General features: G+C 71.7%; 12 protein-coding genes. 6 read left to right on the top strand and 6 right to left on the bottom strand.

Features of this window, described 5'->3' with window-relative positions; translation table 11 throughout:
* Positions 1 to 58: 58 nt before the first annotated feature.
* From ACFY10_RS31845 to ACFY10_RS31825, 5 genes are all read right to left on the bottom strand, one after another.
* Positions 59 to 973 (bottom strand): universal stress protein, encoded by a 915-nt coding sequence (locus ACFY10_RS31845; RefSeq protein ID WP_390668674.1) that lies wholly within the window; start codon positions 971 to 973, stop codon positions 59 to 61.
* Between the two features lie 148 nt (positions 974 to 1,121).
* Positions 1,122 to 2,045, bottom strand: coding sequence for a carbamate kinase (locus ACFY10_RS31840; protein WP_390668673.1), 924 nt, complete (start codon positions 2,043 to 2,045; stop codon positions 1,122 to 1,124).
* A 3-nt stretch (positions 2,046 to 2,048) separates the two neighbouring features.
* Positions 2,049 to 3,062 carry an ornithine carbamoyltransferase gene (gene argF / locus ACFY10_RS31835; protein ID WP_390668672.1) on the bottom strand — a complete coding sequence of 338 codons (1,014 nt, stop codon included), beginning with the start codon at positions 3,060 to 3,062 and terminating at the stop codon, positions 2,049 to 2,051.
* A 22-nt stretch (positions 3,063 to 3,084) separates the two neighbouring features.
* Positions 3,085 to 4,299, bottom strand: coding sequence for an arginine deiminase (locus ACFY10_RS31830; RefSeq protein WP_390668671.1), 1,215 nt, complete (start codon positions 4,297 to 4,299; stop codon positions 3,085 to 3,087).
* 26 nt (positions 4,300 to 4,325) lie between these two features.
* Entirely contained in the window at positions 4,326 to 5,720 is a 1,395-nt protein-coding gene (locus tag ACFY10_RS31825) for an APC family permease (RefSeq protein ID WP_390668992.1), read from the bottom strand.
* A 371-nt stretch (positions 5,721 to 6,091) separates the two neighbouring features.
* Between ACFY10_RS31825 and ACFY10_RS31820 the strand changes: the two genes are divergently transcribed.
* From ACFY10_RS31820 to ACFY10_RS31810, 3 genes are all read left to right on the top strand, one after another.
* On the top strand, positions 6,092 to 6,505 hold the full coding sequence (locus ACFY10_RS31820; protein WP_390668670.1) for a nitroreductase family deazaflavin-dependent oxidoreductase: 414 nt from the start codon (positions 6,092 to 6,094) through the stop codon (positions 6,503 to 6,505).
* Positions 6,506 to 6,619: 114 nt separating this feature from the next.
* Positions 6,620 to 6,871, top strand: a complete 252-nt coding sequence (locus ACFY10_RS31815) for a hypothetical protein (protein ID WP_390668669.1) — start codon at positions 6,620 to 6,622, stop codon at positions 6,869 to 6,871.
* A 164-nt stretch (positions 6,872 to 7,035) separates the two neighbouring features.
* Positions 7,036 to 7,299: an SHOCT domain-containing protein gene (locus ACFY10_RS31810; RefSeq protein WP_390668668.1), complete on the top strand. Its 264-nt coding sequence runs from the start codon at positions 7,036 to 7,038 to the stop codon at positions 7,297 to 7,299.
* Between the two features lie 55 nt (positions 7,300 to 7,354).
* Here the strand turns inward: ACFY10_RS31810 and ACFY10_RS31805 are convergent, their stop codons facing one another.
* Positions 7,355 to 8,350, bottom strand: coding sequence for an Acg family FMN-binding oxidoreductase (locus tag ACFY10_RS31805; RefSeq protein WP_390668667.1), 996 nt, complete (start codon positions 8,348 to 8,350; stop codon positions 7,355 to 7,357).
* 531 nt (positions 8,351 to 8,881) lie between these two features.
* On the opposite strand from ACFY10_RS31805, the gene ACFY10_RS31800 reads away from it, so the two are divergent.
* The 3 genes from ACFY10_RS31800 (at position 8,882) to ACFY10_RS31790 (ending at position 12,264) form a co-directional block, all read left to right on the top strand.
* On the top strand, positions 8,882 to 10,096 hold the full coding sequence (locus tag ACFY10_RS31800; RefSeq protein WP_390668666.1) for a globin domain-containing protein: 1,215 nt from the start codon (positions 8,882 to 8,884) through the stop codon (positions 10,094 to 10,096).
* Positions 10,097 to 10,128: 32 nt separating this feature from the next.
* Complete coding sequence (locus ACFY10_RS31795) at positions 10,129 to 10,506, top strand: hypothetical protein (protein ID WP_390668665.1); 378 nt, start codon at positions 10,129 to 10,131, stop codon at positions 10,504 to 10,506.
* Positions 10,507 to 10,692: 186 nt separating this feature from the next.
* Positions 10,693 to 12,264 (top strand): oleate hydratase, encoded by a 1,572-nt coding sequence (locus ACFY10_RS31790; protein ID WP_390668664.1) that lies wholly within the window; start codon positions 10,693 to 10,695, stop codon positions 12,262 to 12,264.
* Positions 12,265 to 12,386: the final 122 nt, after the last annotated feature.

Below are 12,386 nucleotides of genomic sequence, written 5' to 3'. Positions count from 1 at the left end.
CAGCCACGATGATGCCGCAGACGAAGGACGGCACATCGCCGCACATCCCGCGGAGCGCTTAGTCGTGCGGGACGACCGCGACCGGCGCGGAGGCGTGCTGCAGTGCCGCATGCGTGACCGAGCCGATATGACCCCCGACGAGCGCCCGGCGGTTGCGTCGGCCCACGACGACCAGGGCCGCGTCCCGGGAGGCGTGCACGAGGTGGCGGCCGGCGCTGCCGACCACGGCCTGCTCGCGCACCCGGACTCCGGGGAACTTGTCCTTCCACGGCTGCAGTACCTCGGCCAGCCGACGGCGCACCTGCTCGGCCGGATCGGCGTCAAGCCCGGAGTCGAAGGCCGCGGCATAACCGTGGGAGGTCGGCGGACTCCAGCCGTGCAGCACCCGCAGACCGGCCGCGCGGCGCTGGGCCGCCTCGAACGCGAACCCGATGACGGCCTCGGCGGGGGTCTCCAGGTCCAGGCCCAGCACGACGTCACGGTAGGGCGTGTCGCTGGACGCGGCTCCCATGGCGTCCGGCAGGTGTTCGTCCGAGGTGTCCGCACCGGCCCGTACGAGGACCACGGGCCGCTCGCTGCGGGCCACTGCGGCGAGCGCGACGGAGCCGACCAGGAACCCGGCCACTCCGCCCAGGCCCCGGGAGCCGAGAACCAGCAGGTCGGCATCCTCGGCGGCGGTCAGCAGGGCGGCGGCGGGCGGTCCCGCGGTCCAGAGGGTGGTGATCCGCAGACCGGGGTGGCTCTTGGCGAGCCGGGACTCGGCCTCGCGGAGCATGTACTCGGCCCATTCGCGCTGCGCGTCGACGGCGGCCGGCGCGAAGGTACCGGCGAATGGCCCGTAGGTACGGGGCTGCGGTTCCCAGGCGTGGACCAGACGCAGGGACGCCTCGCGCTGCTGTGCTTCGCGGGCGGCCCAGTCGGCCGCGGCGAGGCTCTGGGGTGAGCCGTCGAGACCGACGGTGATGGTGGGCATGTGCGGACCTCCTTCAAGGATGCGCTCTCAGTCTCCGGACCGGGTACGTGGGGCAGCAGGGGCCTGACGTCCCTGCTGGGGACCGATCGGCCCACAGGACGACCATTCATGACGCAGCGTCACTTCCACGGCCGTGCCCCGACGCCGGTCAGGCCGTCGGCATCTCGGGGCGGACGAGCGTGCCCGACCTGCCGTGCACGATCTCGTACGCCGCGTCGAGGGCGCCGATCGCGGCCAGGCCCCCGGTGCGTTCCACGAACCGGGCGGCCGCATCGGCCTTGGGCCCCATCGAGCCGGCGGGGAAGCCGCCGCGGCGCAGGTCGGCGGGCGTGACGTCGAGGACGGGCCGCTGCCCGGGGGTGCCGTAGTCGGTGTAGATGTTCGGGACGTCGGTGAGGATGAGCAGGAAGTCGGCCTTGAGGTCCTCGGCGAGCAGCGCGGCCGTCAGGTCCTTGTCGATGACGGCCTCGACCCCGCTCAGCGCACCGCTGTTCTTGTCGGCGGTGACGGGGACGCCCCCGCCGCCGGCGCAGATCACCAGCGTGCCGATGTTGAGCAGGTCGTGGATCGTGTCGGTCTCCACGATCCGCTCGGGCACGGGCGAGGCGACCACGCGCCGCCATCCCGTGGTGTCCTGGGCGATGCGCCAGCCGCGCTCGTGTGCGAGGGAGCGGGCGATGGCTTGGGGGTAGACCTGGCCGACGTACTTGGTGGGATGCCGGAAGGCGGGGTCGTCGGCCCGGACGAGGGTGTGGGTGACCAGCGCGGCGATCCGGTGCCCGGGCAGCGTGTCGTACAGGCTGCGCACCAGCAGGGAGCCGATCATGCCCTGGGTCTGGGCGCCGAGCAGATCCAGCGGGTAGGGGGCGCTCAGCGCGGGGTCGGCGGCGCTCTCCATGGCGAGCAGTCCGATCTGGGGCCCGTTGCCGTGGGTGAGGACGACCTCGTGTTCATGGGCGAGGGCGGCGATCGCGGTGGTGACCCGGTCGATGTTCGCCTGCTGGACGTCCGCGTCGGGGCGTTCGCCACGGTGCAGCAGGGCGTTGCCGCCGAGGGCGATGACGATGCGCATGGTTCAGTCCTCCAAGGTGGCGACGAGGACGGCCTTGATGGTGTGCAACCGATTCTCCGCCTGGTCGAAGACGATGGAGGCGGGCGAGGAGAAGACCTCGTCGGTGACTTCGAGCGCGTCCAGGCCGTAGTTGTGCAGCACGTCCCGGCCGAGGCGGGTGTGGTGGTCGTGGAGGGCCGGCAGGCAGTGCATGAACCTCACGTCCGGGTTGCCGGTGGCCGCCAGCGTCTTGTCGTTGACCTGGTACGGCAGCAGCAGCTCGATGCGCTCCCCCCAGCTCTCGGCGGGCTCGCCCATGGAGACCCAGACGTCGGTGTGCAGGAAGTCGGCGCCGCGTACGGCGGTCTCCACGTCCTCGGTGAGGGTGATGCGGGCTCCGCTGCCCTCGGCGAGCGCACGGCAGTCGGCGACCAGGGAGGGCTCCGGCCACAGGGACCGGGGGGCCGCGATCCGCACGTCCATGCCGAGCAGGGCGCCCATGGACAGCAGGGAGTTGCCCATGTTGTTGCGGGCGTCGCCGAGGTAGCAGTAGCTGATGTCGGGCAGCGGCTTGGCGCTGTGCTCACGCATGGTGAAGACGTCGCACAGGCTCTGGGTGGGGTGCGTGGTGTCGGTCAGACCGTTGTAGACCGGGACGCCGGAATGGGCGGCGAGTTCCGTGACGATCGACTGGGCCGCGCCGCGGTACTCGATGGCGTCGAACATGCAGCCGAGGACACGGGCGGTGTCTGCGACGGACTCCTTGGCACCGACGTGGGTGTCGCCGGGGCCCAGGTAGGTCGTGACGGCGCCCTGGTCGGCGGCGGCGACCTCGAACGCGCAGCGGGTGCGGGTGGAGGTCTTCTCGAAGATCAACGCAAGGTGCTTTCCGGTCAGCCGGTGCTGCTCGGTGCCTGCGCGCCGGGCGGACTTCAGGTCGGCGGCGAGGTCGAGGAGGTGGTGGATCTCACGGGCGGTGAAGTCGAGTTCGCTCAGGTAGGAGCGGCCTCGCAGTTCGACGGTCGGGGCGATGGTCATGACGGGTCCTCGTGGTGTGGGCTCAGGCGACCGGGTCGCGTTCGATCGGGCAGCTCATGCAGCGGGGGCCGCCCCGGCCGCGGCCGAGTTCGGCCCCGGCGATGGTGACGATCTCGATGCCCTGTTTGCGCAGGTAGGTGTTGGTGGTGACGTTGCGCTCGTAGCCGACGATCACTCCCGGGGCGAGGGCGAGGAAGTTGCTGCCGTCGTCCCACTGCTCGCGTTCGGCGTTGCGGATGTCCTGCGGCGCGGAGAGCATCCGGACCTTGTCCAGGTCGAGGGCCTCGGCCAGGGCGGTCGCCAGGTCGGAGTTGGGGGCGACGGCGAAGCCGGCCTGGTGCACGGTGCTGGGCGTGAGCGTCCAGGAGCGCAGGGAGTCGGCGAGGCCCGGGTAGACGACGAAGGTGTCGCGGTCGACCATCGTCAGCACGGTGTCGAGGTGCATATAGGCGCGGGTGGCTGGGAGTTGGACCGCGATCAGCCGGTTCGCCGTGCCGCCCGCGAAGAGTCGGACGGCCAGGTTCTCCACGGCCTGGGCGGTGGTCCGCTCGCCCATGCCGACCATGATGGCGCCGTTGCCGAGGACGTGGACGTCGCCACCTTCGAGGGTGCCCACGGGGCCGTCGAGAATCGGCGCGGGCGCGATGCCGGCGAACATCGGGTGGAACCGGTAGATGGCCTCGGCGTGCAGGCTCTCGCGCCGCCGGGCGGGCTTGGCCATCGGGTTGACCGACAACCGGTCGTACATCCAGCACGAGTTGTCGCGCGGGAAGAGGTGGTTGGGCAGTGGCGCGAGCGCGAAGTCCTCGGCGTCCAGCGCGTTCCAGACCAGGCTGTGCGGGGTGGCGAGCGGCAGGTCGCTCTTGAGCAGCCCGCCGATCAGGTAGCCGGCGAGGGTCTCCCCGTCCAGTTCGGCGCACCGTTCACGCACCGGGTCCAGCAGGGCAGGACCGACGGTGGCGGGGGTGATCACCCGGTCCAGGAGCCAGTCGCGGGCCTCGGGGACGTCGAGGGTCTGCGCCAGCAGGTCGGCGAAGTAGTGCACGCGGGCGCCGTGGTCGCGCAGCACCTGGGCGAAGGCGTCGTGCTCCTCGCGGGCGCGCTTGGCCCACAGGATGTCGTCGAAGAGGAGCGCGTCGACGTTGCGCGGGGTCAGCCGCGAGAGTTCGAGCCCGGGCCGGTGCAGGATCACCTGACGGAGCGGGCCGGCTTCGGAGTCCACGTGGAAGGTGTTCATGGCGGGGGTTCCTTGAGGTCCGGGGGTCAGTCGTGGTGGCGGAGCGGGTTCTTCCGGAAGCCGCCGGGACGGCTCGTCCGCGGCTTGGGGAAGGCCGGCCCGGCCGGCGGGGTCTCCGGCGCCCGGATCTCGGTGGCCGCGGGCCGGGCCGGCTCGCCGTACTCGCCGCGGTCGCGCTTGAGCCAGACGTAGACCGGCAGTCCGAGCAGCAGCACGAACAGGCCGTAGTAGACGGTCTGGTAGCCGCTGCCCTGGATCGACCAGTACGAGAAGGCCATCGCCAGCGCGGAGACGGTCACGTCCCGGGCCAGCCTCCGCGGAGTGAGGCTGTCCCGGCCGCGCACCAGCAACCAGTACAGCTGGGCGGCGGCGGAGAACAGGTATGGGATGACGGCGGTGAGCACGCTCAGCAGCACGATCTTGGTGAAGACGTCCTCGAAGCGGGTGTAACTGAACACGGTGATCAGCGAGGCCAGCACGGTCGAGGCGACGATGCCGAAGACGGGAACGCCGCTCTGGCCGCGCAGCTTCGCGAAGGCGCCCGGGAAGAGTCCGTCGCGGGCGGCGGCGTACGGCATCTCCGCGCAGAGCATGGTCCAGCCGTTGAGGGCGCCGATGCCGGAGACGATGGCGGCGACGGCGACGGCGTCGCCGGCCCAGGTGCCGCCGAAGATGTTGTTCGCGGCGTCGGTGAACGGCGCGGTGGAGGCGCCGAGTTCGCCGTGGGAGACGGTGCCGAAGACGGCGAGGGTGCCGAGGATGTAGATGACGGCGCAGACGAGCGTGCCGTACACGGTGGCACGCGGCACGTTGCGGCCCGGCTCACGGACCCGGCCCGCGACGACGGAGGCGGCCTCCAGGCCGAGGTAGCTGAACAGGGCGATGGCCCCGGCGGCCGAGATCGCGCCCAGTGCGGACTGGTGACTGGCGTTGAAGGCACCGAAGTTGTCCGGGTCGATGAACAGCAGGCCGATCGTGGCCATGAAGACCAGCGGCACGAACTTCAGCACGGTGGTGATCACCTGGAAGGCGCCGGTGTTCCGCACTCCGGTGAGGTTGATCGCGGCCGGGATCCAGAGCCCGACCAGCGCGATGAGCACCGAAATCCCGGTCCTGTGACCGGTGTTGACGAACACCTCGACATACCCGACCCAGGCCACCACGATCGCGGCGTTCCCGGCCCACGCGGTGATCCAGTACGACCAGGCGTTCAGGAATCCCGCGAACTCCCCGAAGGCCTCCCGCGCATAGACGTACGGCCCGCCGCTCGCCGGGACCCGCTTCGACAGCGCCCCGAAGGTCACGGCCAGCGCCAGCGCGCCCACCGTGACGGCGACGAACGCCACCAGCGAGATCGGCCCGTACGGTGCGAGCGCCGACGGCAGGGCGAAGACGCCGGTGCCGATGATGCTCCCGATCACGAGGGCGGACGCGGCGGGCAGTCCCAGTGCCGCGCGGGGAGCGGGCCCGGCCCCGCTCCGTGTGGTTCTGGACATGGCTGTGCTCCTTGTGCGGGTGGCTGGGGATCGATCGGCCGATCCGTGATCGATCCTTCTGCGCGGCCACGACTGCGGTGAGCGGCCACAAGTCCCCGGGGCGGACCCATTGGTCCCGCGACCGGTTGCCCACTCGGGCCAGTCCGTGGGGCGGGGAACCTCCGCGTCGGCGCATCGCCGCGGTCAGGTCGGGCGCGGGACCCGACAGGGCCCTTCGGCCTCTGCCGGAAGGCATGCGCGGGGGCGCGTCATGGGAGCAGCCGACAGTCCCCACTCCCCCTGGGAGGCCGGTCCCCGTGCCCTTCCCCCGAGTCCTCGCTCACCGCACACGCGGCCGCATCAACAGGACGACCCTCCGTTTCGCCGGTCGTCTCGCCTTCGCCGACCTCGAACACGTCGGACGTAGCTCCGGCACGGTGCGCCACACCCCGCTGCGTGCCTTCCGCGCGGGCGACAAGGTCGTGATCGGCATCAACTTCGGGCGGGAGTCCGACTGGTTGAAGAACATCCAGGCTGCCGGGAGGTGCCGGATGCGGCTCGGGGGCGAACGGCTCGAACTGGGTGCCCCGACGATCGTTCCGGTCGAGGAGGGCGTTCGCGGTATGCCGTGGTTGTTCGGTGCCGCGCTCAAGTACGTGGTCCGCACGACCGAGTGCGTCGAACTGCCGGTCCTCGGCAGCAGGCCGGCCAACGGCCCGCCCGGCCCCTGAGCTGCCCCGTGCGGCCCCTGCCCCGGACGGGGTTGGGCGCTCAGGCTGACAGTGACCGCCCGTACCGGGCGGAACCGCCTCCTTTGGGCCAGTGCCATGGTTGCCGTAGCCGCAGTGCTCCAACTGCTCATACTCGTGGGCGCGTTGTACGACACGGGCCGCCTGCTCGTGTCGGCCGAAGGCCGCCGCTGGTCGTGGCCTCGGCTGCACCGGGGCCGCGCCGCCCTGGAGGAGGCCGAGCGCCGGCTGGTGGAGCAACGGCTGTGCGGCCTGATCGACGCGGAGGCCTACCGGGCGAGGATGCGGTGCCTCGCGGACGGGCGACGCCCTCGGCGGTCGCGACGACCACGATCGTGGTCCCGGTGACACGGCCGGGACCACCGTCCCGCCGCATGGGCAACCCGGCCCCTGCACATCCCTGCAGAGCAGCGGGACCGTGGTAGTGACCGGGTATCCCGGTGCAGCCGCATCCCGGCTCCGGTCCGCGACGTCAGGAAGTGATCCCCATGATGTTCTGGTACGACCACCACATGAGTGGCTGGGGGTGGTTCGGAGCATCCCTCGGCATGATCGTCTTCTGGGGGCTGATCATCGGCGCCTTCGTGCTGTTCCTGCGTGCCCTCGACCGTCCGCAGCCCACGGGGCCGCACCGCGCGCACTGGGCACCGCCCTCGCCGGCCTCACCCGAGCAGTTGCTCGCCGAACGCTTCGCGCGCGGCGAGATCGACGAGGAGGAGTACCGGCGCCGTCTGCAGGTGCTCCGAGCCGAGGGCACCGACCTCACCAAACACTGACCGCCTCACCCAGCAGTGAGCGCGCGGCCGGGTTCTCCGCTCCTCCGCAGTCCGGTCACACGATGTCGAGGACGTCGGCCACGGGCCGGCGGGGTGTGGCCGGGCCGCGGGGGCCGTAACCGAGGCGCAGCACCATCTGCACCTGGCCGATCCCGTGCACCGGGTCGCGGGCCAGTTGGCGCAGGTCGGTGCTTTCCAGCGGGTGCGAGGTCAGTGAGGTGGCCAGGTCGGCCAGGGTGGCTTCGAGCAGGACGCGTTCCAGAGCCTGTCCGGCGCGCAGCCAGTCGGCGGGCCTGTCGCCGGAGGTGCTCAGCAGGGCCAGATGAGGCGTGTGCTCGAAGACGGTGCTGCCGCGGTCGGCCACCGTCCGGCGGCCCGCGAAGTCCCGCTGGGGAGCCTTGCCGTTCCGTTTGCGCGGCCCGAACGCGTACTCGGGGACGCCGTCGACGGCGGTGTCCGCCTCCGGTCCGAGCCGGGTCCAGCGCTCGAGGTCCTTCCTGCCGTCGGCGTCCAGCGCGTCGCGGCTTTCCGCATCCTGCACGAGGTCGAGCACCGTCTCGACGTGCCAGGGACGGGGGAAGAGCAGCACGGCGCCCTCCGCGGCCGCGGCCTGCTCCAGCCTGGCCTGCAGGTCTTCGGGTACGTCCTTCTCCGCGAAGGGGTGACGGCTGGTGTGCCGCTGCCGGATCGCGGGATGCAGCCGTACGAGATCGTCCTCCACCCCCGGTGTTCCGGCGGGGCCGGCCAGCTGGACGGCGGCCATCAGCAACGGTTCTCCCGGCTCGGGCAGCAGCCGCGTCTGCGCGCCCAGACCCGCGTGGGCGGCGGCCACGCGCAGGTTGAACAGGGCCGCACCGCAGCCGATGTGGAGCGCCCGGTTGTCGGGATCGGAGCCGGGCATCGCCCGCTCGGGATCGGCGCGCAGCAGGAGGAGGCGCTCGGCGGTTTCAAAGCGGAAGCGCCAGGGCTGCGCGTTGTGCATGGACGGGGCCGCCGTGGCCTCGGCGACCAACGCGATCACCGTGCTCTCGTCGAGCTGTGGCTGTTGCATCGCGTCCTCCTCACTCCGGACACCTGCCGAGCTCAACATGACGGCGCCCTCGGTGCAAGGCGCCGACCGGCCCCGGGTCGGGGCCGGTCGCCCCTCTTCCGGCCGCGGCCGACGCGTGATCATTGAGTTGAGCGCGGACGCCGGGCACAGCATCCGCAAGGGGTTCCCCCGTCCCCACCGGAAACGGCGCCCGCGCCAGGGGGACGGCCTCATGAAGGGCCGTGGCCGTACGTGGGTCGTCGGCCGCGTGCTCGCACGCTTCGCACCCGGGCGAGCACGTCCCCCGCTGCCCTCGGTGAGCGGCAGCCCGACAGGGCCGAGAGGAGACCTCCACGATGCCGTACGGCCCCAGGGTCCGAGCAGGCCGTTGGGCCGATGCGCCCGAGTGGGTGGGCCGTACGGCCCCTCTACGGCCCACGGGCACGAAACCGCACCGAAACACGAGCGGGCGGCTGGTACACAGACAGTCGGCGCGCACCTTCGACGCGGCGCCCACCCTTTCCCACTCATCCCCCCTGCCCGGGAGGTTTCATGCTGTCCGCAGAATCCGCCGCCGTGGTGCGTGCCACCCTGCCCGCCGTGGCCGGAGCACTCGACGAGATCACGACGCGCTTCTACGGCGCGATGTTCCGGGACCGGCCGGAACTGCTCGACGGAATGTTCAACCGCGGCAACCAGGCCAGCGGAGCCCAACGGCGCGCGCTGGCCGGGTCGATCGCCGGATTCGCGAGCGCGCTGCTGGAGGATCCGGACAGCCGCCCGGACCTGCTGCTGGGCCGGATCGCGCACAAGCACGCCGCTGTCGGGGTCACCGACGACCAGTACACGATCGTGCACAAGTACCTGTTCGGCGCGATAGCCGAGGTGCTGGGCGACGCGGTCACGCCGGAGGTGGCGGCCGCCTGGGACGAGGTGTACTGGCTGATGGCCGGCGCCCTGATCGGCCGGGAGGCCCGTCTGTACCAGGACGCGGGTGTCGAGCCGGGCAGGATCTGGCGGCAGTGGACGGTCGTCGAGCGCCGCACCGAGACCCCGGACACGGTGTCCTTCGTGCTCCGTCCGGCGGACGGGCGACGGGCGCCGCGGGCACGCGCGGGACAGTACGCGAGCGTGCGGGTGTGCATGGCCGACGGGGTGCACCAGGTGCGTCAGTACAGCCTGTCCTCGGATCCGGGCAGGGACCTGCGGCGCATCACCGTGAAGCGGGTCGCCGGCGCGGGCGGCGCACCGGACGGCGAGGTCTCCAACCGGCTGCACGAGCAGGTCCGTGAAGGACATGAACTCACTCTGTCCGCACCGTTCGGCGACGTCTTCCTGGACGATCCGGCAGGCGCCACCGACCCGCTGGTGCTGGTGTCGGCGGGCATCGGCTGCACCCCCATGACGGGCATCCTGGCCCATCTCGAAGCCATCGGCTCGACCCGCCCGGTGCTGGTCCTGCACGCGGACCGCTCCCCCGCCGACCATGCCCTGCGCACCGAGATGCGCGATCTCGTCGAGCAACTGCCCGGCGCCCGCGCCGAGTTCTGGTACGAGCACCCCGGGCCGGAGGAACCCGGTGCCCGCGAGGGTCTGATGGACCTGAACGGGGTCGGACTCCCCGACGGCGCCACGGTGTTCCTCTGCGGCCCGCTGCCCTTCATGCGCGACGTCCGCGGACAGCTGCTGTCCGCCGGAGTGCCGGCGCGGCGCATCCGGTACGAGGTCTTCGGACCCGACCTGTGGCTGCCCGGCAGCGCGGCCTGAACGACCTTGCATCTTCCAGAAAGGGGATCACGATGACCAACGACAGAGCCCAGGCCGCGCCCGCGGTGCGGCTGCGTTCCGACGGCCCGGTGGACCAGGACACCCTCGCCTACGCCCGTACGAAGATCGATGCCGTCGTCGGCCGGGCCGGTCTGCCCGCCGTCACCGGCGAGGTGCGCATCGTGCGGGCAGGCGCCCGCCACGCCGACCACCCCTGGCTGGCCACGGCCGACCTGCGCGTCGGCGGCCGGCAGGTGGTCGTCCTCGCCGAGGAGGCCACGGGCCGGGAGGTCGTCGACCAGCTCCACGACCGGCTGCGCCGCCAGACCGACAAGGCCGCCCACGCCTGGGACGACGGCCGCCGGACGACGGCACCGCCCTGGCGGGGCGGCGGCCGGCAGTCGGCCTGACTCCCACCTGAGCACGGCCCGATCGGTGACGGTCCACCGATCGGGCCGCCGTCCTGCGCTCCCGCCTCGAGACGCGGGCCGTCCGGACCGCGCACGTGACCAATGGCCCACTGACCGGACCCACGTGCACAGGAAAGCGTGGGAGGCGCGGTTCCCGATCGGCGGGCGAGAGCTAGGAGTTGTGTGATGGCGAAGGCATATCTGGTGGGCAGCGGGATCGCGGCACTGGCCGCGGCCACGTTCCTGATCCGCGACGGAGGGTTCGACGGAACGGACATCCACCTCTTCGAGGAACAGCGGCAGATCGGCGGCAGCCTGGACGCGGGCGGCACGGCGGACGCCGGCTACACCATGCGCGGCGGGCGGATGTTCGAGGCCGAGTTCCGCTGCACGTACGACCTGCTGTCCGGCATCCCCTCGCTCGACGACCCCACGGTGTCCGTGACACAGGAGATCCTGGCCGGGCACGAGGACTTCGCCTGGAACGACATCGCACGTCTCGTCGACGGGGACGGCAAGATCGTCGACACGACGTCGATGGGGTTCTCCGAGCGCGACCGGCTGGAGCTGGTCCGGTGTCTGGCGACCCCCGAGGGGCACCTGGACGGCAAACGGATCACGGACTGCTTCGACGAGCACTTCTTCACCACGAGCTTCTGGTTCATGTGGTGCACCACGTTCGCCTTCCAGCCCTGGCACAGCGCGATCGAGTTCCGCCGTTACCTGAGGCGGTTCATCCACCTCTTCCCCGAGTTCGCCTCGATGTCGGGCATCCACCGGACCCGCTACAACCAGTACGACTCGATCGTGCGGCCCCTGACGGCCTGGCTGCGCGAACGCGGCGTCATGGTGCACACCGGCTGCCGCGTCACCGACCTGGGGTTCACGCCCGGGCAGCACAGCGGCACGGTCGAGACCCTGTACGTCACCCGGGGCGGCCGCGACGAGAAGATCGCCGTAACGCCCGAGGACCTCGTCCTGGTCACGAACGGCTCGATGACCGACGCCTCCAGTCTCGGCTCGCACACCACCGCACCGCCCCCGCCCTCCGAGCGCTCTCAGGCGTGGCTGCTGTGGCACCGGATCGCCCGCGGACGCGAGGAGTTCGGCAACCCGGCCGCCTTCGACAAACACGTCAAGGAGTCCCGCTGGGAGTCGTTCACGGTCACCTCCAAGGATCCGGTCTTCCTCAACGCGCTGGCGGAGTTCAGTGGACGTGAGACCGGCCGGGGCGGGCTGATGACCTTCACCGAGTCGAACTGGCTGCTCACCCTCGTCGCCAACCGCCAGCCCGTCTACCGCGACCAGCCCGAGGGCGTCTCGGTCTGGTGGGGCTACGGCCTTTTCCCGGGCCGCGCGGGCAACCGGACGGGCAAGCCGATGACGATGTGCTCCGGCCGGGAGATCCTCGAAGAGGTCCTGCACCATCTGCACTTCGACGAGCCGCTCGCGGCCCGCGTCCTGGAGACCTCCACCGTGGTGCCCTGTGTGATGCCATACATCACCAGCCAGTTCCTGGTCCGCCGCCGCGAGGACCGGCCCCATGTCGTGCCCGACGGGTCGGTCAACCTGGCCTTCATCGGTCAGTTCGCCGAGGTGCCCGACGACGTCGTGTTCACCGTCGAGTACTCGGTGCGCACGGCCTGGACGGCGGTGGCCCGGCTGCTCCGTCTCGACCAGCAGCCTCCGGCGGTCTACAAGGGCCTCCACGACCCCCACGTACTGGCTGCCGCGCTGGAGACCATGCACCGCCGATAGCCGGACGGAACGACGAACCGCGGCGGGGGGGGCGGGGGGCCGCCCCCCCCCCCCGGGTGGGCGGGCGGAAAAGCCGGCCCGGTGGGCGGGAGGAGCACCCCCCGGGGGGCGGGGCCCCCCGC

Source organism: Streptomyces sp. NPDC001401, assembly GCF_042895385.1.
In the GTDB taxonomy this organism is placed as follows: Bacteria; Actinomycetota; Actinomycetes; order Streptomycetales; family Streptomycetaceae; genus Streptomyces.
The sequence above is the reverse complement of the archived record's forward strand: the minus strand, read 5'-3'. Positions and strand labels throughout refer to the sequence as shown.

Coding starts and splice junctions, on each gene's coding strand:
- ACFY10_RS31805 (WP_390668667.1), bottom strand. CDS start 8,350: ATGCAACAGCCACAGCTCGACGAGAGCACGGTGATCGCGTTGGTCGCC.
- ACFY10_RS31810 (WP_390668668.1), top strand. CDS start 7,036: ATGAGTGGCTGGGGGTGGTTCGGAGCATCCCTCGGCATGATCGTCTTC.
- ACFY10_RS31840 (WP_390668673.1), bottom strand. CDS start 2,045: ATGCGCATCGTCATCGCCCTCGGCGGCAACGCCCTGCTGCACCGTGGC.
- ACFY10_RS31800 (WP_390668666.1), top strand. CDS start 8,882: ATGCTGTCCGCAGAATCCGCCGCCGTGGTGCGTGCCACCCTGCCCGCC.
- ACFY10_RS31845 (WP_390668674.1), bottom strand. CDS start 973: ATGCCCACCATCACCGTCGGTCTCGACGGCTCACCCCAGAGCCTCGCC.
- ACFY10_RS31830 (WP_390668671.1), bottom strand. CDS start 4,299: ATGAACACCTTCCACGTGGACTCCGAAGCCGGCCCGCTCCGTCAGGTG.
- ACFY10_RS31790 (WP_390668664.1), top strand. CDS start 10,693: ATGGCGAAGGCATATCTGGTGGGCAGCGGGATCGCGGCACTGGCCGCG.
- ACFY10_RS31795 (WP_390668665.1), top strand. CDS start 10,129: ATGACCAACGACAGAGCCCAGGCCGCGCCCGCGGTGCGGCTGCGTTCC.
- argF (WP_390668672.1), bottom strand. CDS start 3,062: ATGACCATCGCCCCGACCGTCGAACTGCGAGGCCGCTCCTACCTGAGC.